Here is a 26855-nt window from a genome sequence, read left to right on the forward strand (position 1 = left end):
TCCTTCCTCTCACGAACTCTATTTCATATTAGAATGTTGTTTTTGATAACAAGCAAAATAAGCAAATCCAACAAATCCAGCTCCCCCAATTACATTTCCGATAAAAACAGGAACAAAATTTCTAGCAAGATCCATCCACGTCAGATGACCTGCAAAAATAACTGCTGAAATAACAAACATATTTGCTACCACTTGCTGAAATCCAATCACTACAAATGCCATAATCGGAATCCAAATTCCGATTATTTTCCCGACAAAATCACTCGTCCCATAAGCGAGCCAAAGCGCAAGACAAACGAGCCAATTACAACCAATTGCTAAAATTAAAGTTCTCCCAAATGATTCATGTAATTTCCCTTCCGCTATCGCTACCGTTTTATTTAAATAATCTCCCTCTGTTAATCCGCCAAGATGACCGAAACAATACGCAACAAAAATAGCTCCCACGAAATTCATGAAAGTAATCCAAACCCAATTATTTAGTACACTTACCAATGTAATTTTCTTTGCATAAAGCGCCATAGAAAGTGACATCATATTTCCGGTAATTAATTCTCCTCCTGCTAATACGACGAGCATTAATCCAACAGGGAAAACCGCTCCTCCTAAAACATTGACTAAACTACCCCAGCGCTCAGGTAAATTACCTAAAACACGAATGTTAAGCAAAAAACCTAACGAAATAAACGCTCCTCCTAAAAAACCGAGAATAAGCATTGCTGGCAACGTCTGACTTACTTTTTGAACACCGGCCTCAATTACAAGCTCAGCAATTTGTTCCGGTTTATGAAATGCCATTACCAATTCCTCCATTTTCTCCAAATAAAAAAGCAGCTTCAAAAAACCTCCTCAAAATAAAGTTTTTTGAATGCTGCTTAATTTCTCTGCACATCTTTTACAGAGCTATCAATCATCACTTTTACTATAAAATAGAAAATCTACAAACGTTGCATACTTTCCATTTTGTATATACTTCCTCAAAGCGTCACTCTTATATATCAACCACCAATATGTGACATTTCAATTTTAGGCGATCTTTTTTTACTTGTATGACTTAAGCGTTCATCTGAATAACGATCTTCTCGGTTGTTCCATATATCACGTACGATATCTGTTATTTCCTCGTCAATGTATCCAGATCGAAGTAGTTCCCTCAAGTCATTTCCTTTAGAAGCGAACAAACAAGTATATAATTTTCCTTCTGCAGAAATACGTGCTCTCGTACATGATGAACAGAAGGAATCTGTTACTGATGAAATAATACCTATCTCTTCTTCATTTCCAATATAACGATAGCGAGTCGCAACTTCACCTGCATAATTTGCTTCTATCCGTTCTAATGGCATAACTTGATGAATGGCATCTACTATCTCTTGTTTCGAGACGACCTCTCTTAATTCCCAACCGTTATAATTCCCAACGTCCATATACTCAATAAAACGAAGAATATGCTTATTTTCCTTAAAGTATTGCGCCATCTGCAAAATATCTTGTTCATTTTTCCCTTTTTGAACGACCATGTTAATTTTAATTTTCATACCAACTTCAGCTGCAGCCTGTATGCCTTCCAGGACCCTTTGCACTTTGCTTCTATTACCATTCAAATAGAAAAACCGATCTTCTTCTAAGGAATCTAAACTAACTGTCACACGTGATAAACCCGCCTTATATAAATCAGGAGCAAACTTTTTCAGTAGTGATCCATTGGTTGTTAAACCGATATCCTCCACACCATCTATTTTATTAAGGCGCTCAATAAGCTGCGGAAGACCTCTTCGAAGTAACGGTTCTCCGCCCGTAATTCGTAACTTTCTTACACCTAAAGAAACAAAAATACGTGTTATCCTTTCAATCTCATCAAAAGATAAAATTTTATCATTAGACAAAAACGAATAATCAGGACCAAATATTTCTTCTGGCATACAATAACGACAGCGGAAATTACAGCGATCAGTAACAGAAATACGTAAATCCTTTAAAGGACGTTGTAGTTTGTCTAATGTGACAGATTTCATATTTATTGCCTCACTTTTACTTATTTTATATTTATAACACGCTCTGGATGCGTATATACATTTAAGGATTGATTCCGAATAAACCCTATCGTAGTAATACCTAATTCTTCTGCTAGCTGCAAAGCCAATTCGGTTGGAGCTGATTTTGACAATATAATTTCACAACCGATTTTTGCAACTTTCAATAATATTTCCGAAGAAATACGACCACTAAATACAATGACTTTATCTTTTATAGAAATATTATTTTTTAAGCAATAACCGTAAATTTTATCTAATGCATTATGTCTACCGATATCCATTCGGCTTAAAATAATGCCATTCACATCACACAAAGATGCATTATGAACGCCACCTGTATGTTGAAACGTCTCCGCAGATTGCTGCATTTCTTTCATTAATCGAAAGCAATCTTCTGCAGCAACCTGTACATGGACACCATTCATTTTTTTAGCGCTTAGTGCATCATTTGCAAAAACAAACCCTTGTCTACTCATACCACAGCATGAAGTAATATAACGTTTATTTTGCATTTGTTCGTAATACGGATTCACTTTTTTCGTTGTGACATGCACAAATCCTTCTTTCTCTTGTACCCATATGTCATCAATATCTTCATACTTCCGAATGATTCCTTCAGATGCTAAAAAGCCTATTACCATATCTTCTATATATTCTGGAGTACTAACCATTGTAACAAACTCCTGTCCGTTCATTTTAATCGTGACAGGAAACTCTGTTACAATACTGTCCTCTATATGTTTAAACGCCCCTTGTTCATAACGAAAGATTTCTCTTTCTACCTGTATCGGTTTCACGATCAGTATCCTTCTCTCACGTTATATTTTTATCAAAAACAAATACCGAAACTGCAATATCTTCTTCTACTTTCATATCTGAAAATAAATTCACTAATTTCGCTCCAACAAGTTCCTCCAAATGTTCACGGGAATTCGCAGCATACACTTCTTGAATCATTTTCGTTCTAGCCATATGAACCATTTCCGCACCGTCCATCGTACTTGAAATGAATTTTTCAGTAGGTGTTAAGTTTCCGTAAAGGGTCGCAATCGCCATATTTTCAGCAAAAACAGTATGAATTCGTTCTGGTCCTTTTCCGAAAAGTTCCTTTCGAAGTTTTCGTATCATATCATTAAATTCATGTACTTTTTTTGACATACAATTATACCTCCCAAAAATCCTCATTTTACTTTATTATATATTTTACCAAAATGACCCTTCCGCCCAAAATATTTCGTATAAACATTTGGGCGAAAAGATTTACTTCATGAAGATTATTCGTCTTTTAACCCTTTACCCATACCTTTTAAGAAATGAAGCCCAAACCCTATAGCACGGTTAATATCTGGGTCTTTCAATACTTTCATAAGGTCAAATACCCCTACTTTTTTATTACTCTCTAGATGTTCATTACCTTCTTCTAACCCTACTAATAAGCTACCTATAAGCTTTTTCGTAAGTTCTGGATCAAGTTCTGTTAAAGCACCCGCAGCACCCATCATATTATTAATTAAATTCGTAACAGGCTCACGAGTCACTTGGCCAAGAACAATCTTTGCGATCGGTTCTTTCGCCTTTAACATAGAATTTGCAGCTTCTAGCATTCCGATGTCATTTAATTCCCCAACAATATTAAACATTTGATTTAAAGCCTCTTCATTATTAGCTAGAAGCTCTTTTAAATCATCTAATTTTTGCCGTTTTATTTCTTCCTCAGTTAATTCTTGTTTTTGAATCACTTTTATAGGTGTAGCCATATTTTTCTCCTCCTACTTATCCGTTAAATGCACATACCCTGGACGTGCCCACTTACGATTTACCTCAATACCAGCTTGAGGATGACGTTTTTTGTTACGCGGGTTCGCTTTTGGCATCGGATTTGCGCCATCAACTTCTAGCACTTCCATACGCACTTTCGTCTGTTTATAAGCAGGTGTGTTCGTACGTACGTCCACAGCAGGACCTGTTAAGAAATTAATTGCTGTTTCATTATCTGTAGAGTTCATCGGTAAATATAACTCATTTTCTTTTACACGGTCTGTTACAAGTGCACGTAATTTTAATGCTCCAAAAGGAGAAACAAGACGAACTAATGAACCTGTTTTCACTCCACGTTCTTTTGCAAGTGCTGGAGAAACTTCTACAAACACACCAGGTACTTTCGTTTGAATACCTGTTGATTTATTTGTCATATTCCCTTCATGGAAATGCTCAAGCATACGACCGTTATTAATGTGAAGATCGAACTCCGCTGGGAATTCAGCTGGACGTACCCAGTCAGCAATCGCAAAACGAGCTCTTTTATCTGGGAAGTTAAATCCATCTTGGAACAGAAGTGGTGTATTCGTTCCATCAAAACTTCCCCAATGGAAACTATTCCACCCTTCAAGTACTTCATAGTTTGCTTGTGAGAATAGTGGTGATAAACTTGCCATTTCAGCAAAAATTTCACTTGGATGGCTATAATTCCAGTTTGCACCTAATTTATTCGCAATCTCCTGCACAATCCACCAATCTGGCTTCGCATCTCCAAGCGTAGGAAGAACTTGATACAATCTTTGTACACGACGCTCTGTATTTGTGAAAGTACCTTCTTTCTCAAGAGACGGTGCTGCCGGTAATACAACATCTGCATATTGAGCAGTTTTAGATAAGAAAACGTCTTGTACAACGAAGAAATCAAGGCTTGATAACACTTCATGTACGTGGTTCGCATTAGAGTCTACAAGAGCCATATCCTCTCCGACAAGATACATAGCTTTCATTTTCCCTTCATCAATTGCGTGAAGCATTTCAATATTATTAAGACCTGGTTCACTATTAATTTTCACTCCGTAAGCCATTTCAAATTTCGCACGTTCCATATCGTTAGTAACGTGCTGATATCCAGGAAGCCATCCTGGTAAAGTACCCATATCACAAGCACCTTGTACGTTATTATGACCTCGAAGTGGATATGCACCAGCACCTGGACGACGATAATTACCTGTTGCAAGCAGTAAGTTTGAAATCGCAGCGGAAGTATCCGATCCACCTGTATTTTGCGTTACTCCCATCCCCCAAAGGATACATGTACCATCTGCATCACGAATCATTTCAGCCATTTGAATAAGTATTTCTTTTGAAATACCAGTCATTTCTTCTGCATATTCAAGTGTATATTCTGTAAGACTCTCTTTAAAATCTTCAAAGAAGTTTACATTCTCATCAATAAATCGTTGATCGTGCCAGCCTTGGTCAATCATATATTTCGTAACAGCCATTAACCATACTTGATCTGTTCCTTGTTTTGGACTAATAAAAACGTCTGAACGCTCTGCCATTTCTGTTTTACGAAGATCAGCCACAATTAATTTTTGTCCGTGTAATTTATGCGCACGTTTAATACGTGTAGCTAAAACAGGATGACCTTCTGTCGGATTACAACCTACAATAATAACAAGACCGGATTTTGCGATATCTTTAATCGTTCCAGCATCTCCGCCCATACCAATTGTACGGAATAATCCGTCTGTCGCTGGCGATTGACAATAACGTGAGCAGTTATCAATATTATTCGTTTCAAATACTTGTCGAGCTAATTTCTGAATTACATAATTGTCTTCATTCGTAATTTTAGATGAAGAAATAAAGCCGACAGCATCTTTACCGTATTCTTCTTTAATAGATCCTAATTTACTTGCAACTACATTTAGTGCTTCTTCCCATGTAGATTCAACAAACGTTCCATTTTTACGAATTAAAGGTTTCGTAATTCTTTCTTTAGAATTTACGAAATCCCAACCGAATTTTCCTTTTACACAAGTAGAAATTGCGTTAACTGGCGCATCAGAAGAAGGTTGTACTTTAAGGATTTTACGCCCTTTCGTCCACACTTCAAATGAACAACCTACACCACAAAATGTACATACTGTTTTCGTTTTCTTCGTACGAGTATCACGCATAGCCGCTTCCACTTCTGATACCGCAAAAATGCCGCTATATCCAGGCTCAACTTCTTTAATTAAATCTACCATCGGTTCAAGAATATCTGGTTTTAATCCCGTCATAAATCCAGCTTCACCGAGCATCGTTTTCTCCATTAAAGCATTACAAGGACAAATGGTTACACATTGACCACAGCTCACGCATGAAGAATCATTAATATTTACTCCTTCATCCCAAATAACTCGTGGACGTTCCGCTTCCCAGTCTATTGATAACGTTTCATTTACTTGTAAGTTTTGACAAACCTCAACACATTGACCGCATGCAATACATTGATTAGGATCGTAGCGATAAAACGGATGCGTCATATCAACTTCACTTGCATCTACTTTTGGTTCATAAGGATATTTTTGATGTTCAATCTCCATTAATTCTGCTGTATTATGCAGTTTACAGTTCCCATTGTTGTTGTCACATACTGTACAGTATAATAAATGATTTTCTAGTAACCTATCCATTGCCTCTGTTTGTGCTTCTTTGGCATGAGCAGAATTACGTTCAATGTTCATACCTTCTGTCACTACTGCCGAACAAGAGCGCACTAACTTTCCGTCAACCTCTACAATACAAGTGTCACATGTTTGAATAGGATCTACTTCTGGCACGTAACAAATTTGCGGATGTTCAATCCCGTTCTCATTAATAACACCCAATATCGTTGAACCAAGCTCCGCTGTATACTTTTTTCCGTCAATTGTAATATGAACCATGTTGTTATTCATGGTCTTTCCCCCTTTTTGAGAATAAAAAAACTCCACCACGAAAATATACGCACCACATTTCGGCACGTTATTATCATGGTGGAGTAGTTTATTAGCACATCTTGCTAAAATACCAATCCATTTATTCATAAATAAAACGATAGATTCATAACAGGTCATATCACGATTCCATCTTTAACACTATAATTATAGCGTTAAAGATGGAAATATACAATATAAAATTTAAACTACGCATATGTCAGCACGGAACTATCCATAATAACCCATATAAAACATAACAAGGAGTAAGCGAACAAATGGGGTCTTTTAATAAATGGATACGTGGTGAAAAATCTTTCTCTGCACAAGAACAAGCTGATCACCTTTTAAATAAATCTATCTCTTCCTCTCTTTCCCTTAATCTAAAGCACTTGTCCAAACTTTTTAGCGGTATTCCAGAATTAATTACACGTACTTTTCCGTTAAAAAACGGAAAAGAAGCTGCAATTATATATATGGAAGGACTTGTAGACAAAACCGTTATTAACATTGATATTCTTCGACCTCTCCTATTTAAAGAGTGGAATGAAGTTGATTGTTGGGAATCCTCAGTTACAGTCGGGAATATAAAGAAAATTCAGCAGTGGTCCGACATTGAACATTCCCTTTTACATGGTAAAAGCATTTTATTTATAAATGGACAACTTACAGCATTAGAACTAGATACGCAATCGGCGCCAAAAAGAAGTATTGAAGAACCTACAACAGAAACTGCTATAAAAAGCTCCCACGAAGGATTTAATGAAGTAGCGAGCGACAGTCTTGCACTTATTCGTCGATATATTCCAAATCGCGAATTGAAAGTGAAGGAATTCACTGTTGGTGAACGAGCTACTTCAAAGTTTTTTTGCTGTACTTAGCAGACGTTGCAAACGAAGACGTTGTACAAGAAATGGCATGCCGTATCGAATCAATCAAAGTGGATGCCATTATTACTACTGGAGAATTAGAAGGGTTTGTTGAAGATAATTCCTATACTCTCTTTCCGCAATTATCAATAACCGAACGCCCTGATACAACGGCCCATCACATTTTGGATGGACGAATTGCTGTTGTTGTAGACCGCTCACCCGGCGTATTAATTGGACCTATGACCTTTTCATCTTTTTTTCAGACGATAGATGATTACAGCTTCCGGCCAATGATTCCATCTTTCATACGACTACTTCGTTTTACCGGACTATTTATTGCAATATTTGCTCCAGCTCTTTATATTGCTATGATTTCCTTTCATTATGAAGTGATTCCACTTAAATTATTGTTAACAATTGGAGAATCTCGAGCTAAAATTCCTTTCCCCCCTATATTAGAAGCACTTTTGATGGAACTAGTACTTGAAATGCTCCGCGAAGCTGCGGTTCGGCTTCCTGGTCCCGTTGGACAAACGATTGGAGTCGTAGGAGGGATTGTCATTGGGCAAGCTGCTGTCCAAGCAGGAATAGTAAGTAATGTTATGGTTATCGTCGTATCTATTACTGCAGTCGCTTCTTTTATCATCCCTAACATGGAAATGTCAGCAGGAATTCGGCTTCTTCGCTTTCCAATGATGATAACCGCTTCTTTGTTTGGGGTCATTGGAATTATGGTCGGGATGGCAGTTATCATCATCCATATTCTTTCTATGGAATCACTTGGTGTTCCTTATGGTAGTCCTTTTTCTCCGTCATTTGCTTCAGATTTAAAAGACATTCTTGTACGTTTACCATGGAAACTAATGAAGAAACGACCACTATCCCTTAACTTAAAACAAGAGAATCGACAACGCGATATAGAAGAAACGAAGGAAGATAAGTGACAAAGCGTGCAAAGAGGGAGATTAGTTTATTTCAATACATTTTAACGATTAGTGGTGTTCAAGTAGGGTTCGGTGTACTTACACTGCCACGTGAAGTTGCGCAAGGGGCGAATACAGATGGCTGGATGTCTATTATAATATGATGCGCTATCACTACTTTAGTCAGTCTATGTATTGTAAAAATTATGGAAAAACATCCCGGGTATACTTTACTTGATGTGCTAACTCGTTATCTTGGGAAGTGGCTAGGAAGAGTAGGAATGATTTTTTGGATTTTATATGCTGTTCTTGCAGCTGTATCCTTAATTTTTTCCCTCTTATACGTTATTCACATTTGGATTTTACCTAGATCTCCAATGTTTTTAATCATGATGTTATTATCTATCCCAATGGTTATGCTCGCATGTAAAGGTGTTCTTATTATTAGCCGCTATGCTGTTTTTACTGTCTTATTTACACTCTGGATGCCATTGCTATTATTTATCCCACTTAAAGACGGGCATTGGGTTTATCTTCTTCCTCTCCTTAAAGAGGGATGGCTACCAGTTTTCAACACAGTAAAATCAACTATTATTGCCTTTCTCGGATTTGAGTTTGCATTTGTCCTTTATCCTTATCTCAGTAATAAATCATCTGCAAAAAAAGGAATCGTTATTGCAAATATGATTACTTTATTCGTTTACCTGCAAGTTACGTTCGTTTCTTTCGTTTATTTTAGCCCAGATGGTATAACTAAGTTTTTATGGCCCACTCTTTCTCTTGTTACACCATTTCACTTTTCATTTCTGGAACGGTTTGAAATTATCTTTTTGTCATTTTATCTCTTCATTATTTTTGATTCTTGCATTCCTTATATTTTTACTGCCTCAGATGGAATCAATCAGTTACTTAACAAAAAAGGGAGTTCATTACCTATTTGGTTTTTATTATTCGGGTGTGTTTTCGTTTTATTTTTTTATATCCCATCCTCGTATCAAATAAGTGCATTGCGGGAATTTTGGGGAACTGCAAGTTATTTTATCGTTTTTCTATTCCCAGTCGTATTTCTCTTATACATGACACTTTATCAGCATTGGAAAAGGAGAAAAATTTAAATGAGACGCTTTATTTTCACTATATTTTGCTTTCTCATAACCTTTTTAACAGGATGTGGAGGAGATCGGCTCGACTTAGAAAAACAATCCATTTCATTAATTTACGGGTTTGATGCAAAAGCAAAAGGAAAATTAATTGTATACCACGTAAACCCTATTTTTAATGAAGATGTGGAGAAAAAATACGAAACTCATGAAGCGACAGTACATACCCCTCGAGAAGCAAAAGCAACATTTAATAGTTCAAGTAGCGGTTTAGTATCTACAGAAAAGTTACAACTCATTTTATTTAGTACGAAATTTTTAAAACAAGAAGGAGCTATGCCTTACCTTGATGTTTGGTATCGCGACCCTAAAAATACTGGAAATATGCGCATGGTTGCAGTAGACGGTCCAATCTCTTCAGTTATATATAATAATTTTAAAGATAAGCCTGCACTTCCTGAATATTTAACAGATTTAATTAATACGAACAAACTATACAATCGAACCGCGTTTACGACATTCCATGAATTCCATAGGCAAACTTTTAATAAAGGTATAACACCTGCTATCTCAGAAATAAAAAAAGGTAAAAAAGATATTCTCGTTACCGGCTCTGTATTATTAACTTCTCGCGGAATCTATAAAATGTCTTTAAATCGATATGAAAGTGCCCTTCTTCTTCTATTACAAAAGAAAGCGAATATACCCGTTTCACTTACACTGAAAATCCCTTCTAATTCAGTTGAAAGTAATAGTCATCTAAAAGATACAGACGGCGACGACTTCGCAACAATAAATGTTCTTAGCATGAATCGTGACATTCACACAGGCTATAACGATAACCACTTCAAATTTAATATTGCAATGAATTTTAAAGTTTCCGTATCTGAACTTACATTCAACATGGATATAGACAAAGGTAGAAAGAAATTAACTTCACTTATTACAAAACAACTAAACAAAGATTTAAACGATTTAATCCACAAAATTCAAAAACAGCAACTTGATCCATTCGGGTTTGGTGATTATGCGAGAGCATTTCAATATAAAGAATGGAAAACGGTTGAAGACGATTGGCCGAGTGCCTTTTCAAAGTCTAATGTGAAAGTAGCACCTACTATTAAAATTTTAGAGAACGGGATTATTAAATAAAAAAAACACGCTATTTACTCTTTGCTCTTATACGTGCAAAGAGTAAGTAGCGTGTTATCATTTTTATTTTGAAGCTTCCTATACAGTTACGCTTCTGTTTCTGGTTCTTCGTTTTCCGCTTGTTCCAATCTTTGCTGCTCCGCAAGTTCGGCTGAAATCATTCCATAATAAATTTCTGGATACAATCCAAATATTTGATATACACTTCCTAAAAACGGCATCGGAATCCCTCTTTTCTAAAGTTGTATTGCCACTTTTAAGGATTCCCTTTTCATTCATTTTACATTCGTTTTTGGCGTTTCTTCTTCATCATGAACGCTTAATAAATTTTGCCACTTTTTATAAGGAGCACTATTTGGATCTACATAACCTTTCGCGTACGAACGATCCCACAATTGTTTAATAAACATTTCTTTCTCTTTCTTTGCAACCATATCGGCACCTGTACCGTAATAGTTTTGGAAATATAACTCAATTTCGTCAAGGAATAATCTTAATAATTCATCAGAAGTTTCTTCTAACGTTGGATCATATTTTGCTTCACGGTCATACATTAAAATCATATCTAAAATATTATGGACATGCTCTTTACGAAGCCATCTAATATCTTGAGCACCTAATACGAACGGATGTGTATATAAATGTCCGCCCTGTATCATAGCTTTTTCTTGTTCTTCTTCAAATCTGGACAAGATGTTTTCATAAATAAACGGATTATGAAGCAATGCTCTGTGTAATTTATAACTTTCACTTGAAATATTTTTTCCCATCGACTGAATTAAGAAGCTACGTCCAACACCGTTATATTGATACACAAACTGGCCATCAACAGCAACTAAACTAATCCAACGATACATATACGCATATAGAAGAGCGCGATTACATTTATCGTAATMCAACTTCGTTTGCGTTGCATTTAAGTCTGGCATGAAAGCTGGCAAGTGCCAATATTTATCTAAATGCGGCGTTAAACTAGATTTTTTACTATTCAACTTGTTCACACGGCGATAGTAAGACTGAAAATAATCACCTTTATCATTCATAAATCCATTTGCAATATGTCCAGACGACAGCTTAGGAAAGTCTTGTAGTGATAAACCGTAATGCGCACGATAACAAATGACCTCAAATGGCGAAAAAGCTTCATGTACTGTATCTTTTTCTTTAAACATTTCTTGAATTAATTCCTCTTGCAATTCTTTCTTTAAAGATGGATGTATACCCCAATATTGTAATTCCCTATGATGGGAAACTTTCGGAACGAATGGACTTGCTAAATGAAACAAGTCTTCAATTTTTTCACGGACGTATTCATCACGATCACGCTTCTTATAATCCGCCTCTTTTCGTAACGCCTCAACGATATTCAGCTCTAATTTATCACGATAGCGTATTTGTAATTCATCGTAGCAATAACTTAGTATGTGCTCACGATAAAAATCTTCTACTTTTTTCGATTGAATCTCTTCTGTTTTTGCATCCCGGCAATATTCCCCGTATAAACTCATATAAATTTCCGCAGATATATCTTTCGGTAATACTCCCAAATTTAAATGTTGCTGCATATCTTGCCATATCTTTTCTTGCAACTTCTCTTCAGCTAATACGTATACATTCGTTGGGTTTGTTTTCCCTTCAAATTCCTTGCTTCGTTTTTGAATTTCAAACAATAAATTTTCACGCGTTTCGTGTAAATTATCAAAAAACCTTTCCCAATATTGAATCATTTTATTAACTGCTTGATAAAGCGATTGATAAACGAGTTCTAATAGCATTTCTTTGCGATACTCGTTTAATTTGTGTACATACTGCGTTACAATATCTTCAAATTCTTTTTTAAACAAACGCTGCTGATTATTAATCATTTTTCCAAACCAGCCTTGTTGCTGCGCGATTTCTACTCGGCGAACAGCTGTTACCGTTCCATCAATATTACTCACATTAAATTTCTTATCGTAGTTTTGAATTAAATTACGCTTTTGTTCATTATTTTCATGTAGTCGATTCATTTTCTCGACTAACTGCTTTCGAATTTCATACAACATAAAACGAGCTGATACTGGATGAACAGGATCTGTTTTCTTTAAAAACCATGTATTTAATTGATAGGACTGCCCTTCAGAACCACTTGGTGAAAAACGGTCTGATTCAATCATGTCATACAATAGTGTCGTTACATGCTCATGTACGCGGCTCGGAATCGCATACGCATATAAACGAACCGCATGATCCACCCTTGCTACTTCACCTTTCATTTGCTCCATCATTTTCAGTTTCGCAGCCGAAATTTTACACTCGTGCTGCAGTCGGTTTAATTCCTCATCTTTTTGCACCGTACGCTGTACATAACTTTCTACAGCCTCTAAAAACAGTTTAGATTTCGCAACACCGACCTTACCGCCCTCTGCTCCTTCACGCGTTTCATTGTACATTTGTCTATAAAAAATATGAGCCTGTTCTGGACGGGTAGCAAGATGTTCTAAGTCTTCTAAATAACTTTTCCCACGCTCTGGCTTTTCACGTTGCATCCCGCGTTTGACGTCTTGGTCATATCTTTGCTTCTTCTCTTGAAACAGTTGATCTAAATGCAGCCAAGACTCATCTAAACCTTGCACAGCCCATTTTAAAGCACAATATTTTAACACGTGCTCATACGGATAAATAATCTTTGCCGTTCCTGCCCCGCAATATCGTCCTTTCCCACTTGATTCTGCTAATTGCTGAATTTGATTATCTTCCTGTGCAAAATGATTTGCAGACATCGGACTAAATAACTGTAAATAAATCGTATTTGCCATTTGCTCCATATAATCTGATAAATTGTGCAGATGGTGTCCATGTAGATTTTCGTAATCGTATAGGAAACAATAATTGTATGGTAAATGATGTTGTTTAATCGTATGATTCGTTCTTCCGTCTTCATCTACTTGATCAGGTCGATATTCTAATTCAATCGTCACACCGCCACGTTTTGATAATTCTCCAGTGGAACCGAGTGTAATGGCATGTAATTCTTTTAACGAGGCATAGCCGTTTGCTTGCACCGTTTCAAACTCTTTCGCACTAACCGTTCTCGTCTTAACTAAAACATCCGGCATTAAAAACGCACCACGTATTAAAATGTTGTGATGCTGCAGTTTTTTCCGAAGCATTTCACGTAAATATAATGCAATTTGTAGAAACATCCCTGAACCTGTTCCGCCCGCTAGTGATGTTACGATAATGACACGCACTCCATATTCCGTTTGATCGCTTGTAACCGGAAAAATCTTCTCGATTTCTTGCCAAAAGGATGTCAATTTATCTTCTTTCATCGCAGCAAGTAACGCTAAACGGGAAATGACGCGTAACTGTCCTGCCCCTTCTGTCAGTGGTTTATCAAGTATAGTCGGGTCCATCGGAAACCACTCTGGAATCGTTGGATCTCCTGCAATATACTCTCTTGGCGTTTTACTAGAACTCGTTTGCGTCTTAAACTTTCGAATATGATCAAATTTACTCAATGTATTCACATCTGTATCAAATACGTGCATTGCTACCTTTTTTCGGCGCTCCTCAGGTAGCCTTTCATATATTTGATGTGTCACAGTACTACCGATTCCACCTAAACCAATTAATATCGTTGGAACTTGTAACGTCATGTGAACCACCTTCCTATTCTTGCTTGTTTGAAAAGAGGGGAGAAAGATAAGACTCCCTCCTTTTCCCTATCTACTATTCACACTCATATTTGTAAATTTCTTTACCATACCCTCTATCAACTACTAAAAGTTCATTTGGATATAGCGTCTTATGTTCCATTCCAACCTCATCTTCTGTTATAAACATCCCATCAATAATCATTCCTACTACTTGTGACTCTTTCGCTACAAATATTGATTTCGATCCTTTCTTTGCTATAAACGTAACGGATTGCACAGTCTTTCTTTCTGCTCGGAATGGAATGCCAAAATAGTGTTTCCACCATTTATTTTTAAGTAATTCTGGCTCAGATTGATATAACCAATCTTTCGCTACCTCTTGATCCCATTCGTAATACAATAGTGCTTTTCGGTGAAATCTTGGACGAACAATCCATCCTAAAACGATTATTCCTATTACTAACAATAATAAAGTGATAGGAATAACAAACTTAAAAATAAGCGCATATTTTTCATAGAACGGTGCATTTTGAATATGAAGTGATATATTTTTCTTTACTTCTTGTAATTTTGAATCTTGCACTACGATGGTAGCTTCTACGGTGCCGGTATCTGTAAAATTGAATGTGTCGGAGTAATGAGGGCGAGGATAAATATAAATTTGATTATCCTGTTGTTTTATTTCATAGTTGATTGATTGTTTAGATGTGACACCAGTAGATTTTAATAGTTTCTTTACAGCTTCTTCTGTCATCGGCTTACCATCTAACTGTGGTTGTATAATAAACGGTTTACTATTCTCTAAATTCGTTACTTTTTCCTCATAATCTTTCGTAATAGTTTGCAATGATAATTTTGGTTTTTCAGTTACTTCAATTTTAAATTCCTTCGTCTGTCTGTAAAACCCCTTTATGTTCATATGAACTTTCCCGCGCACTAACCCTTTATCGATCTTCGTTTCGTAGTAAAATACATGTTTTTTATCGTCCCACTTCATCGGGTACTGTTTTCCGTCTATTTCTACTTCTGACTGAAAATATGAAGACTGAATTGGTAATTCCGTAGGCTTCGCTTCAATAACAGCAGTAACACCTTCATACATTTTCTCCACATTTTTTTGACTACTATCGTCTTTGTCATAAGTAGAAACAGTATAGTTAAGCGCCGGTTCAACTAGTACTTGTAATCCTTCTTTCTCAATATCTCGATCCACTTCTATCGTATACGTTCCTGGTTTAATAACTTCGTGATTTTCCGTACTTATATGAACTATATTTCCGAATAATTTCGCTTCCCCTGGTGCATGTATGGAATAAGAAGATTGTAATTGTAATGGTTTAGAAATTTGTGTGACCTGATAATTAGACAAAGAAGGCGATTGCCGTACAAGCGTCATACGCTTTAACGGGAATGGTGTTGTAATCTCTACTTTCTTTCCTACTACTTTCGTTTTTACAATCGATTCAACCGAGGAGAACGGATCACGATTTGCAACTAATGCTGCCACTTGATTGACGCTTTTTACAATACCATCCTCTCCACTAGATGGCATCGTAACGCCATTTATCTCTTTCTTCCATATTTCTTTAAACGTATTTAGTTGTGCCTTTTCTTGCTGCCCTAAATCCTCTTCCATCGTAATTAAAATTGGATGTAACGATATCTTTTTTGCATCCATTTCTTTCTTAAACTGTGCTAGCTTCTGTGTAATTTGTTCTTTTCCGCCAACCTTATCTTTCTCTAAATCATTAAATGCCCCGTCAGTTAAGACAATAAGCCAAAATTCACGTTTTCCATCTATATCTGCTTCCTTTTTTATAGATTGCATCGCCGTCTCTACTGCGCTAAACGGAGTATTTAAATACGTTTTCCATGCTCCAATTCCCTCAATTTCTGTTTGTCTCTTATCCTTCGTTAACGAAATGTTTAATGGATCATTCGGCTTGCTCATTGGAACATAAGAGAATTTATCTTTTTCATCTAATAGCGCAACTAAACTTTGCAAAGCATAATTGGCATATTTCCAGCGATCGTTATTTCTCATGCTGCCCGAATCATCATATACAAGTGAAACGACCCTTTCCTTTGCCTCCTCTCCTTTTGCAAAAGTCCAAAAAGGATGTAACCATATAAATAGAAACAACATGAATGTGGCACAAATTCGAATTTTCATGATGAGGCTTCGCCACCTTTGTAGACAAATTCCTATGTTTAAATTTATGAGAGGATACAAGATATATGACTTGTATTTTAGGACAACTAGCGCAGCATAACTTTATTATGTAAACAGATATATATATTGAATATGATTCCTTCTAGCGTTTTCTATCCGATACTATAAGTAAAAAAGCCTGTTTAAGCTCTACACTTAAAACAGAATTTTCCTACTTTTCATATTGAAAACAAGCATCAAAAAGTTTGATTTTAAATTAACACATCACTTCAATTGTAAATCCGCCAGGTGCTTCAACGTCAACTACCCCCACTGAGATGAAGCGTTTCAGTGGGGCTTGAGTTCGAACGCTAGGTCTTTTCGTCTATCGCTAGACAGTTTGACGCTCTAGCATTCATGCCACCTTCCGGTAACACCCCAAGTATATTTTTGGTTGGTACTGGCAACGAACGATTGTTTTCCCACTTGCACCACCCTTTCGAAAAAGAGCAGTTCTCCCTTGTGGAAGAAGCCACCACTCAGATGAACCCGGCGTTTGCTACAAGCCCCGACAAGTCGAGTACACATGGATGGTTGACGCACCCACTAAGCTATGCGCGAAGCAACAGCCTTACGTTTTTGCACTTCTAATAGAATCGGCGTTTTCACTTTGAGATTGTCATCCAATTCTACAACTCTTGATTTTTCCAATGTATTCAATGCACCATTAATATCAGCATGGATACATGTTCCTGCCTTACTTTGGTACAGACCACGAGTGATTCGTTTGCCACTAAAGTGATAATGCGTCCTCTCATCCTTAGACCAAACTGGAACCGGATCTTTATCTAGAAAACTAGCTTTTGAAGTATAACTTTCTTCTTGTTTGAAAAATCGTATACCTTCTTTTATACATTTATTCTCAATTGCTGCAATCAGTTTATGAAATGGGATTTGAACAAATTTTTGATTATTCTTTTTTCCCATATCAGATTTTTGTTTCCAACCAACGTTATAGCCTACGACAACCGTATCTATGCCTAATGCTTTCACTTTTTTGAACAACAGGCCTATAGTTTGTGAAATGTAACCATTTATTTGTCGTTCTCGTTTATGCCAAAGTGCAGCCATTTGATTCGTTACAATACGTTTTGAAATTCCATTGTCAATATTTTTCTGTTGGAGGTTACATATCATTTTGTTAAAATATTGGTTTATAGATTTTAATTTTTTTCCATCAATTAAGAATGTATCACCTGTATTCGTTGCGCAACTTACTAATCTGTCTACGCCTAAATCGCAACTCAAAGCGTTACTAGTGGTCGTGGATTGTTTCTTCATTTGAGAAACGTGCATTTCAGATGTATAATGCACCTCAAAGAACCGACCTTTTTGCTTCGGTACAATCTCAATATAGGAGATTTTTTTATTTCTTAAGTTCTTAGGCATACGTATTTTAATGGAACCGAATTTTTTTCTGAATGCCACACTCATCGGAATGATCCAATACCCGTTCTCATCCACTTTTGGAACTTGATAGATTTCAATAATTCGTTTATCAGTAGAACGAGAATAATTTGGAAACTCAGGACGACCTGTGAATGCTTCAGGTTTTTTCTTCCACTGTTCCAATGCCTTAAAAAAGCTCTTCACTTCTGTAAATAAGGCTCTACGAATCGCTTGAACAGAGTTTGATTGCATGCCCCAGTAATTCAAATCGGCTTGCATAGCAGTGTCCACTTCTTTTACAGTAGCAATCTTATTATTATTCAGGTAACTTTGTTTAATGGTATACAATCCAACATTTCGCAATGCTTTTGAACTATGCGACATGCGCTGAAGTAAACGAAATTCTTTAGCTGTGAGGCACGCTCGTCCGATATTTTGTTTTTGAGTGAATCGTTGCATGGTTTCTCTTTTCTTTTGTTTACGTAATACTTTCACTGCTTTCTTTCTAGCCATTGTTTTCACCACCTTTCTTAGAAAGTTCATTACTTTTGATAAATCAATATTTGGAAAGAAATGTGAACATGGTCTTCATCGTAATTCCTTTTGGTTCAAGTAGCCGAATGATGATCATTATCCAATTTCGTTGTCTTACAATCTATTCCCTCCTTATCTAAGGACAGATTGTATCGTAAGACAAAAAAACAAACATTCGCCCTAAAAAATTGTTATGAACGAAACAAAAGAGTTCAGCCTTATTGACTGACGGCAACTCATCTCCACCTGAATTGTTGGGTTTCACCCGTAACACAAATCAGATGGAGTCTTCTTGCCGAAAAGGATAAACTCATCATTATCACGCATAACCGCAAAGCCATTTCCCCTTGCTCCGCTACAAGTTAAACCGAAATATTTTTCTAAAAACTCTCTAGTAGCTGCTACATCTGAAACTGTTAAATTAAGATGTTTAATTTTCAAACCATCACCATATTTCTTAATTTTCTAACATTTTATCATATAAAGTGAAACTTGAATCAGTGGGGGCCTTACTGCCCGTTAATGCGGGATAAATAAAAAACACGCCTTCACAGCGTGTTTTATTGCTTCACATACACTTCAACAACCGGATTTTCTTTATTATCCGCATGCAAGCGTAAATTCTCTTCACTTGTACTATAAATACTAGCTAATAACATAATCGTTAGCACATTAGGAGTTTTTGCATCGCTTCCGTATTTTCTTTCAAGTGCTTCCTTGTATTCAAACTCCAAATCCCCCTGCACATATGTATACACTTCAAAGCCATCTTCTAAATTGCAAACTACTGTATCAATTATATCTGCCCCTACTTGCTTCTTCATTTCCTCTCGCAATGCTTCAATAAATTCTTCCCACGGTACTTCGTATGTCTGAAACTGATCTGTAGATTTCATGCCTTTTGCCTCCTTATATATCCTCTTCCTATATTTCCCCTTTCCTATAACAATTATGATAGATAGGGCATTCGTACAAGCCGCACTTGTCCCCATTACATATCGTATTACTGTAATGGGGAAGGAGGAAAGAACATGCATAGACAAAAATGTTACGATACGTGCCAACGTTATTTCGGTAAAGTCGTTCGAATTGAAGATCGTGATGGTCGCATTCATTTAGGCAAAATAATTGATGTGACAAACAGCTCTGTATGGATTGAACCAGTGCAACAGCGCTCATCTTTTGATACAGGATTTGGATACTATGACGCATATGCAAACGGTGGCTGTGACCTTTGTGGGGGCCTTAGCAGATGTGATAGTTGCGGATTTGGTTGTGGTGGTGGATTCAGCGGCTGTGGATGTGGCGGTCGTGGTTGCGGTAGTTGTGGTGGCTGGGGTGGCGGCGGCTGGGGCGTTGAACTCGGATTTGGTTTCATCTTCGGAATTACATTAGCTGCATTATTTTTCATTTAACATAGTAAAGAGTTGACTAGCTTTAGTCAACTCTCTTTCTTTATTTTTCACATATAAAAATACGATGTCCTAAAATATGTTGGTACATAAGTCGTACATTTTCATGCTGTACCCATGCCTCATATAATTCATTTGGAATATGCGAGGATACATTCCATTCTGGCTCTTCTATATAGCCCGAGATCGTTTCTGCAATTGTACCACCGCCAGCAATTGTAATTCTTTTAAAATTTGCTTTCTGAAATAATTGTACCCATTCACTCTCAGTTAATAGTTCTTTCATCCCGTATAGTCGGGCAATTTTTCCTTCCTCACTCTTCTCAATGTGCCTATCAATAATCATTTCAATGACAACAAGCTTACCGTCTTTCTGTAGTACACGATAGCACTCCGGGATAACCCTTTCTTTCTCTGTAAAAGCGAGTATCGATTCTCCGAGTACGAACTCAAATGAGTCATGCAAACAAGGTAATTGCTCTACATTTCCTTCAATTAATTGAATGTCTATTCCTTCAAACGACCATCTATCTTTCGCCTTTTGAATCATAATCTCATTCTTTTCAACCGCCGTTACTTTATAACCATATTCTTTCTTCATATATGCCGCTGTTTTCCCCGTACCACAGCCTATCTCAAGGACATTTGCTCCATATTTAAAAGGTAATTGTGCTAACAATTGTTTCGTTAACGTAAAACCACCAGGATGAGCACTTCCTATTCCGTAATAAGCTAGGAAATCGATGTAAGTATTTCGTTTCATAGAATTCTCCTTTAAATTTTCTATAATACATATATTCACCTATCAATAAATCGTGCACATAAAAAAAGCATTTCCAAGTGCTATACCGCAACTTGAAAATGCTCTTCTCTTTTTTATTTCTCTTCTACATACGCCCATTTGAAACTATATTCCGGACTAATATTATGTTTCACAATTCCCTTTACATTCGGTTTCATAACATATGATTTAGCACTTTGATATAAAGGTACAAGTGCTACATCTTCCTCAAGTAACAATTTCTCTGCCTTCCCTAGCTCTGTCCAACGTTTTTTTGCATCAGCCATCCATTCTGTCTTACCTTTAGTAATAATATCATCATATTTTGAATTTGAGTAGCTCATCTGGTTTTGAGAATTTTTCGTTTCAAACATATCAAGATACGTCATTGGATCCGCATAATCTGGATTCCAGCCACCATATGAAAAATCATAATCTTGGTCTGATTCTAATTTTAGTTTTTGCTTAAATGGTTGCAGTTTAATATTTACTGTCACGCCTTTTAAATTCTTTTCAACTTGATCTTTTACATACTCCCCAACTTTTTTCGCATTACCAGTATCATAATTTAACAATTCAATTGTTACTTGATCTTTTCCAAGCTCTTTTTTCGCTTCTTCCCATGCTGCTGCTGCCTTTTTAGAATCTTGTTTTAAACCATTCTTGAACGTTTCTGCGAAATCTTTACCGTCTGGTCCACTCGCTAAACCTTTTGGTACTAAATAATCCACTGGTTTTGAACCATCATTTAAAATAACATTCGTTAAAGCTTTCTTATCAATGGATAATGCGATTGCTTCACGTAGCTTTTTGCTCTTTAACGGTGTATCTTGCCCACCACGCTTTTGATTTAGACGCAAGTAAAACGTACTTGTTTCTGAATATGCTCCAAATTCCTCTTTATTATTTCTATACTTATCAACAAATTCTCCTGATAAAATTGCGAAATCAATTGCACCTGTATCATATAAATTCACTCTAGTAGCTGGTTCTTTTACTACACTATAGTTAATTTCATCTAGTTTTACAGTCTTTTTATCCCAATACTGCTCATTCTTCTTCAATTTCCAACCTTGCTCATGCTTCCAATCAGTAAGAACAAAAGGTCCGTTATATACTGTTGTATCAGACTCTAAACCGAATTTATTTCCTTTTTCTTTTACGAATTTTTCATTTAATGGATAGTATGACGCAAATGCCATTAAATTCAAGAAATATGGTACTGGTCTTTCTAGTTCAACTTCAAGCGTATGATCATCTACCGCTTTTACACCTAATGTAGCTACTTCTGCTTTTCCTTGATTAATTGTTTCTGCATTTTTAAGATAGTAAGCAATAAATGCATACTCAGCAGCTGTTTTTGGATCTACTAGACGTTGCCATGCAAATACGAAATCTTTCGCTGTTACAGGATCACCGTTCGACCATTTTGCATCTTTCCGTAATTTAAATGTATATTTTTTACCATCCTCGCTTTTTGTGCTAGATTCTGCCACAGCAGGGATTGGCTTATTATCTTTATCAAGGCGATATAAACCTTCCATTGTATTCCCTAAAATTTGTGCCCCAAGTGTATCCGTACTTTTTGAAGTGTCCATCGTCGGAATTTCATTCGTTTCTGTACGATTTAACACTTGCTTTGCCGCATATTTAATATCAGATTTCTTCTCTTCTCCACCATTATTAGATGTCGTTGTCGTTTTCTTCTCCCCACCAGAAGATCCAGAACACGCTGTTAACGCCATACTCATCGCTAAAACTGGCACTACAACCGCCGTAAACTTTTTCATCTTTTTCTTCATTCTTGTACCCTCCCCAATTTATATGTACGAAACTAACTTTGAGAGATTTCAAATTTAAATTATCAGAAAATTATTACTAATTATCATTCTACTAACTTTTCGCGATTTGTAAAGTATTTTTAAAGAATATTCATAATAATTAATTTATTTAAATCAATAACAATCTATTACTACTATACGAATTCTCCCCCATCTACTATATGTAAGTACCACTTTTCTTATTCTTCTCTATTTATTTAAATTTAATTGAATAGTAAAAGAGCGTTAAAAAAATAAATAATATATTTTTTAACGCTCTTTTTTCCTATTTCCCTTCCGTTACATAAGCCCACTTAAAGCTATATTCTGGACTAATGTTATGTTTCACAATTCCTTTTACATTCGGTTTCATTACATACGCTCTTCCTGTTTGATATAAAGGAACTAACCCTGCATCTTCTTCAAGGAATAATTTTTCTGCTTTCCCTAACGTCTCCCAACGTTTCTTCGCATCACTCATTAATTCATTCCCTGATTTTTGTACCATTTCGTCGTATTTTGCATTTGAATAACTCATTTGGTTATATGGGCTCTTCGATTCAAACATATCAATAAATGTCATTGGATCCGCATAGTCTGGACTCCAACCTGCATAAGAAATTTCATAATCTTGTGCAGTCTCTAATTTTAGTTTTTGTTTGAACGGCTGAATTTTTGTATTAATCGTTACACCTTTTAAATTTTTCTCAATTTGATCTTTTACATAATCAGCAATCTTTTTCGCAGTTCCATCATCATAACTTAGTAATTCAATTGTAACTTGATCTTTTCCAAGTTCTTTTTTCGCTGCTTCCCATGCTGCTGCACCTTTTTTCGGATCATATTTCAGACCATTTTTAAATGTATCTTGGAAATCTTTACCGTCTGGTCCTGTCGCCAGCCCTTTTGGAACCAATTGATCCGTTGCTTTTGAACCATTATTTAAAATAACGTTTGCCAGCCCTTTTTTATCAACCGATAATGCGATTGCTTCACGAAGCTTTTTGCTCTTTAACGGTGTATCTTGTCCGTTACGCTTTTGATTTAAACGTAAGAAGAATGTACTTGCTTCTGAATACTCACCGTACTCATCTTTGTTCGATTTATATTTATCTACAAATTCTCCTGATAGTAATGTAAAATCAATTGATCCTGTATCATATAAGTTTACTTTCGTCGCAACTTCTTTTACTACACTATAGTTAATTTCTTCTAATTTCACAGTCTTCTTATCCCAATACTTATCATTTTTCTTTAGCTGCCATCCTTGTTCATGTTTCCATGAAGACATCACGAACGGCCCGTTATACACAGTTGTATCTGCTTCTAAACCGTACTTATCGCCTTTTTCTTTTACGAATTTTTCATTTAACGGATAGTATGACGGGAATGCTAGTAAATTCAAGAAATATGGTACTGGCTTTTCTAATTCTACTTCTAGTGTATAATCATCTACCGCTTTTGCCCCCAAATCTGTTAGAGGTTTTTCACCCTTATTAATTGCTTCTGCGTTTTTAATATAGTAAGCAATAAATGCGTATTCTGACGCTGTATTTTTATCGAGTAAGCGCTGCCATGCAAATACGAAATCTTTCGCTGTTACAGGATCACCATTCGACCATTTTGCATCTTTCCGTAATTTAAATGTATATTTTTTGCCATCCTCGCTTTTCGTACTAGATTCTGCAGCAGCTGGGATTGGCTTATTATCTTTATCCAAACGATATAATCCTTCCATCGTGTTCCCTAAAATTTGTGACCCTAACGTATCAGTAGATTTAGAAGTATCCATCGTCGGAATTTCTTGATTCTCTGTACGATTTAATACTTGTTTTGCTGCGTATTTAATTTCGGATTTGTTCTCTTCCCCACCACCATTAGACGTCGTAGTTGTTTTCTTCTCCCCACCTGATCCAGAACACGCTGTCAACGCCATACTCATCGCTAAAACTGGCGCTACAACCGCCGTGAACTTTTTCATCTTTTTCTTCATTTTTGTACCCTCCCCAATTATATGTACGAAACTAGATTTGAGTAATTTCCTAATAATTAGTTATCAGAAAATTCTTATTAATTAATATTCTACTATTTTTTCTGGTTTTGTAAAGTTATTTTTAAAATATTCTAAAAATTATTCCTTTCACAATAGCAACCTTATATCCATTATTTTTTACATTTAATCTCATAATAAAAAGCATTCCAAAAGTAAAGAATCTACCTTTGGAATGCTCTATTATTTTATCCTTCTATTGTGGACAGCGAGATTCTCAATGCAAGAATAAGATAAGGAACTTGCATATATCCACTTAAAGATAAAACCACTATTTAAAAATTATTTTCCATCTTTTTCAGTCATATATGCCCACTTGAAGCTATACTCTGGGCTAATGTTATGGTGAACGATGCCTTTTGTATTTGGTTTTTGAACGTATGCATCACCACGTTGGTATAAAGGTACAATTGCTACATCTTTCTCAAGAAGCAATTTCTCAGCTTGTCCTAGCTCTTCCCAACGTTTCTTCGCATCGCCCATTAATTCTCCGCCAGCTTTTTTAATCATTTCATCATACTTCTGATCAGAGAAGCTCATTTGGTTATGAGAATGCTTAGACTCAAACATATCTAAGAATGTCATTGGATCCGCATAATCTGGATTCCAACCGCCATATGAAATATCATAATCTTGCTCTGTTTCTAATTTTAGTTTTTGCTTGAACGGCTGAAGTTTAATATTAACTGTTACACCTTTTAAATTCTTCTCGATTTGATCTTTAACATATTCTCCAACTTTTTTCGCATTACCAGTATCATAGTTTAATAGCTCAATTGTAACTTGATCTTTTCCAAGTTCTTTTTTCGCTGCTTCCCATGCAGCAGCTGCTTTTTTCGCATCTGGTTTAATACCGTTTTTAAATGTTTCTTGGAAATCTTTACCGTCTGGTCCAGTTGCTAATCCTTTCGGCACTAAGAAGTCCGCAGGTTTAGATCCATCATTTAAAATAACATTTGCTAAATTTTTCTTATCAATAGAGTAGGCAATTGCTTCACGTAATTTTTGACTCTTTAATGGTGTATCTTGTCCACCACGTTTTTGGTTCATACGAATAAAGTAAGTACTTACTTGTGAATAAGTCCCAAACTCTTCTTTATTGTTTCTATACTTATCAACGAATTCACCTGATAGAAGTGCAAAATCAATTGCATTTGTATCATATAAATTTACTTTTGTAGCTACTTCTTTTACTACACTATAGTTGATTTCATCTAGTTTTACAGTCTTTTTATCCCAATATTGATCATTTTTCTTTAGTTTCCATCCTTGCTCATGCTTCCAATCAGTAAGAACGAACGGTCCATTATAGACTGTTGTATCAGACTCTAAACCGTATTTATCTCCTTTTTCCTTCACGAACTTCTCATTTAATGGATAGTACGATGGAAATGCTACTAAGTTTAAGAAGTATGGTACTGCTTGTTCTAATTCAACTTCTAAAGTAAGGTCATCTACTGCTTTTACTCCTAGTTCCGTTACAGGTTTTTCACCTTTATTAACCGCTTCTGCATTTTTGACTGGGAATGCAATAAATGCATACTCAGCAGCTGTTTTTGGATCTAATAAACGTTGCCATGCAAATACGAAATCTTTTGCTGTTACTGGATCACCATTTGACCATTTTGCATCTTTACGTAATTTGAATGTATATTTTTTACCATCCTCACTCTTCGTGCTTGATTCTGCCGCAGCTGGGATTGGTTTATTATCTTTATCTAAACGGTATAAACCTTCCATTGTGTTCCCCAAAATTTGAGAACCTAATGTATCTGTATTTTTAGAAGTATCCATCGTTGGAATTTCATTTGTTTCAGTACGATTTAATACTTGTTTCGCTGCTAATTTTTCTTCTGATTTGCTATCTCCGCCAGAGCTAGAGTTTGTGCTTGTCTTCTTATCTCCACCTGATGTAGAACATGCTGTTAATGCCATACTCATTGCTAAAACTGGTGCTACAACCGCTGTTAGTTTTTTCATTTTTTTCTTTTTCACTTTCTGTACCCTCCCTAATTCTTAACGCTCTCATTTAAGAATTTTCTGATAATTCTATTTTTCTTTATATATTTATCAGAAGATTCTTATTAACTATTATTCTACTAATTTTTTGAGTTTTGTAAAGTGTTATTATTGAAAATTTTTAAAAAATTATTTTTTTACAGTAATATTCATAAAAATTCCATAATCTTTTAAAACACTATACCTC

The 26855-nt window shown here is 36.0% G+C and carries 17 protein-coding genes and 3 pseudogenes; 4 read left to right on the forward strand and 16 right to left on the reverse strand.

Annotation, left to right across the window (positions count from 1 at the left end):
• Window positions 1–18: 18 nt before the first annotated feature.
• The 6 genes from AC1DMU_RS12185 to fdhF all read right to left on the reverse strand — a co-directional run bounded on the left by AC1DMU_RS12185 (window position 19) and on the right by fdhF (window position 6745).
• On the reverse strand, window positions 19–798 hold the full coding sequence (locus tag AC1DMU_RS12185; RefSeq protein ID WP_033656377.1) for a formate channel: 780 nt from the start codon (window positions 796–798) through the stop codon (window positions 19–21).
• 200 nt (window positions 799–998) lie between these two features.
• Entirely contained in the window at window positions 999–2015 is a 1017-nt protein-coding gene (gene moaA / locus AC1DMU_RS12190) for a GTP 3',8-cyclase MoaA (protein WP_215558943.1), read from the reverse strand.
• Window positions 2016–2035: 20 nt separating this feature from the next.
• Window positions 2036–2833, reverse strand: a complete 798-nt coding sequence (gene fdhD, locus AC1DMU_RS12195; protein ID WP_075311558.1) for a formate dehydrogenase accessory sulfurtransferase FdhD — start codon at window positions 2831–2833, stop codon at window positions 2036–2038.
• Between the two features lie 16 nt (window positions 2834–2849).
• Entirely contained in the window at window positions 2850–3194 is a 345-nt protein-coding gene (locus AC1DMU_RS12200) for a Na-translocating system protein MpsC family protein (RefSeq protein ID WP_000039582.1), read from the reverse strand.
• A 116-nt stretch (window positions 3195–3310) separates the two neighbouring features.
• On the reverse strand, window positions 3311–3793 hold the full coding sequence (locus AC1DMU_RS12205; protein ID WP_088064168.1) for a helical membrane plugin domain-containing protein: 483 nt from the start codon (window positions 3791–3793) through the stop codon (window positions 3311–3313).
• 12 nt (window positions 3794–3805) lie between these two features.
• A complete protein-coding gene (gene fdhF, locus AC1DMU_RS12210) occupies window positions 3806–6745 on the reverse strand; it encodes a formate dehydrogenase subunit alpha (protein ID WP_088064169.1) in 2940 nt (979 codons plus the stop codon).
• 296 nt (window positions 6746–7041) lie between these two features.
• Between fdhF and AC1DMU_RS12215 the strand changes: the two are divergent.
• The 3 genes and pseudogenes from AC1DMU_RS12215 (at window position 7042) to AC1DMU_RS12225 (ending at window position 10810) form a co-directional block, all read left to right on the forward strand.
• A pseudogene (locus AC1DMU_RS12215) lies at window positions 7042–8579 on the forward strand (spore germination protein).
• A pseudogene (locus AC1DMU_RS12220) lies at window positions 8576–9673 on the forward strand (endospore germination permease). Before AC1DMU_RS12215 ends, AC1DMU_RS12220 begins: the two co-directional pseudogenes overlap by 4 nt.
• A complete protein-coding gene (locus AC1DMU_RS12225) occupies window positions 9674–10810 on the forward strand; it encodes a Ger(x)C family spore germination protein (RefSeq protein ID WP_088064170.1) in 1137 nt (378 codons plus the stop codon).
• Window positions 10811–10896: 86 nt separating this feature from the next.
• On the opposite strand, the gene AC1DMU_RS12230 is transcribed toward AC1DMU_RS12225, so the two are convergent.
• From AC1DMU_RS12230 to AC1DMU_RS12255, 6 genes and pseudogenes are all read right to left on the reverse strand, one after another.
• Entirely contained in the window at window positions 10897–11031 is a 135-nt protein-coding gene (locus AC1DMU_RS12230; RefSeq protein ID WP_001116178.1) for a hypothetical protein, read from the reverse strand.
• A gap of 54 nt (window positions 11032–11085) precedes the next feature.
• Window positions 11086–14451: a tubulin-like doman-containing protein gene (locus tag AC1DMU_RS12235; protein WP_476941507.1), complete on the reverse strand. Its 3366-nt coding sequence runs from the start codon at window positions 14449–14451 to the stop codon at window positions 11086–11088.
• Window positions 14452–14524: 73 nt separating this feature from the next.
• Window positions 14525–16624 (reverse strand): vWA domain-containing protein, encoded by a 2100-nt coding sequence (locus AC1DMU_RS12240; RefSeq protein ID WP_088064172.1) that lies wholly within the window; start codon window positions 16622–16624, stop codon window positions 14525–14527.
• A gap of 585 nt (window positions 16625–17209) precedes the next feature.
• Window positions 17210–18565, reverse strand: a complete 1356-nt coding sequence (locus AC1DMU_RS12245; RefSeq protein WP_088064173.1) for an RNA-guided endonuclease TnpB family protein — start codon at window positions 18563–18565, stop codon at window positions 17210–17212.
• A 321-nt stretch (window positions 18566–18886) separates the two neighbouring features.
• A pseudogene (locus tag AC1DMU_RS12250) lies at window positions 18887–19027 on the reverse strand (VOC family protein); the annotation flags it as partial.
• A gap of 119 nt (window positions 19028–19146) precedes the next feature.
• Window positions 19147–19482 carry a hypothetical protein gene (locus AC1DMU_RS12255; protein WP_088064493.1) on the reverse strand — a complete coding sequence of 112 codons (336 nt, stop codon included), beginning with the start codon at window positions 19480–19482 and terminating at the stop codon, window positions 19147–19149.
• Between the two features lie 135 nt (window positions 19483–19617).
• On the opposite strand from AC1DMU_RS12255, the gene AC1DMU_RS12260 reads away from it, so the two are divergent.
• The gene (locus AC1DMU_RS12260) at window positions 19618–20001 is read left to right on the forward strand and encodes a hypothetical protein (RefSeq protein WP_048544012.1); all 384 of its coding nucleotides are present in this window, start codon (window positions 19618–19620) and stop codon (window positions 19999–20001) included.
• A 40-nt stretch (window positions 20002–20041) separates the two neighbouring features.
• On the opposite strand, the gene AC1DMU_RS12265 is transcribed toward AC1DMU_RS12260, so the two are convergent.
• From AC1DMU_RS12265 to AC1DMU_RS12280, 4 genes are all read right to left on the reverse strand, one after another.
• Window positions 20042–20761, reverse strand: a complete 720-nt coding sequence (locus AC1DMU_RS12265; protein WP_088064174.1) for a class I SAM-dependent methyltransferase — start codon at window positions 20759–20761, stop codon at window positions 20042–20044.
• Window positions 20762–20874: 113 nt separating this feature from the next.
• Complete coding sequence (locus AC1DMU_RS12270) at window positions 20875–22581, reverse strand: peptide ABC transporter substrate-binding protein (RefSeq protein ID WP_048565906.1); 1707 nt, start codon at window positions 22579–22581, stop codon at window positions 20875–20877.
• A 304-nt stretch (window positions 22582–22885) separates the two neighbouring features.
• Complete coding sequence (locus AC1DMU_RS12275) at window positions 22886–24592, reverse strand: peptide ABC transporter substrate-binding protein (protein WP_088064175.1); 1707 nt, start codon at window positions 24590–24592, stop codon at window positions 22886–22888.
• Window positions 24593–24931: 339 nt separating this feature from the next.
• Window positions 24932–26644, reverse strand: coding sequence for a peptide ABC transporter substrate-binding protein (locus AC1DMU_RS12280; protein ID WP_046954582.1), 1713 nt, complete (start codon window positions 26642–26644; stop codon window positions 24932–24934).
• Window positions 26645–26855 lie beyond the last annotated feature (211 nt).

The organism is Bacillus sp. 01N45 (genome assembly GCF_056399205.1).

What these genes read in the sequence shown, in the direction of transcription:
- AC1DMU_RS12185 (WP_033656377.1), bottom strand. Translation starts at nt 798, where the DNA reads ATGGCATTTCATAAACCGGAACAAATTGCTGAGCTTGTAATTGAGGCC.
- moaA (WP_215558943.1), bottom strand. Translation starts at nt 2,015, where the DNA reads ATGAAATCTGTCACATTAGACAAACTACAACGTCCTTTAAAGGATTTA.
- AC1DMU_RS12200 (WP_000039582.1), bottom strand. Translation starts at nt 3,194, where the DNA reads ATGTCAAAAAAAGTACATGAATTTAATGATATGATACGAAAACTTCGA.
- AC1DMU_RS12205 (WP_088064168.1), bottom strand. Translation starts at nt 3,793, where the DNA reads ATGGCTACACCTATAAAAGTGATTCAAAAACAAGAATTAACTGAGGAA.
- fdhF (WP_088064169.1), bottom strand. Translation starts at nt 6,745, where the DNA reads ATGAATAACAACATGGTTCATATTACAATTGACGGAAAAAAGTATACA.
- AC1DMU_RS12225 (WP_088064170.1), top strand. Translation starts at nt 9,674, where the DNA reads ATGAGACGCTTTATTTTCACTATATTTTGCTTTCTCATAACCTTTTTA.
- AC1DMU_RS12230 (WP_001116178.1), bottom strand. Translation starts at nt 11,031, where the DNA reads ATGCCGTTTTTAGGAAGTGTATATCAAATATTTGGATTGTATCCAGAA.
- AC1DMU_RS12240 (WP_088064172.1), bottom strand. Translation starts at nt 16,624, where the DNA reads ATGAAAATTCGAATTTGTGCCACATTCATGTTGTTTCTATTTATATGG.
- AC1DMU_RS12245 (WP_088064173.1), bottom strand. Translation starts at nt 18,565, where the DNA reads ATGGCTAGAAAGAAAGCAGTGAAAGTATTACGTAAACAAAAGAAAAGA.
- AC1DMU_RS12255 (WP_088064493.1), bottom strand. Translation starts at nt 19,482, where the DNA reads ATGAAATCTACAGATCAGTTTCAGACATACGAAGTACCGTGGGAAGAA.
- AC1DMU_RS12260 (WP_048544012.1), top strand. Translation starts at nt 19,618, where the DNA reads ATGCATAGACAAAAATGTTACGATACGTGCCAACGTTATTTCGGTAAA.
- AC1DMU_RS12265 (WP_088064174.1), bottom strand. Translation starts at nt 20,761, where the DNA reads ATGAAACGAAATACTTACATCGATTTCCTAGCTTATTACGGAATAGGA.
- AC1DMU_RS12270 (WP_048565906.1), bottom strand. Translation starts at nt 22,581, where the DNA reads ATGAAGAAAAAGATGAAAAAGTTTACGGCGGTTGTAGTGCCAGTTTTA.
- AC1DMU_RS12275 (WP_088064175.1), bottom strand. Translation starts at nt 24,592, where the DNA reads ATGAAGAAAAAGATGAAAAAGTTCACGGCGGTTGTAGCGCCAGTTTTA.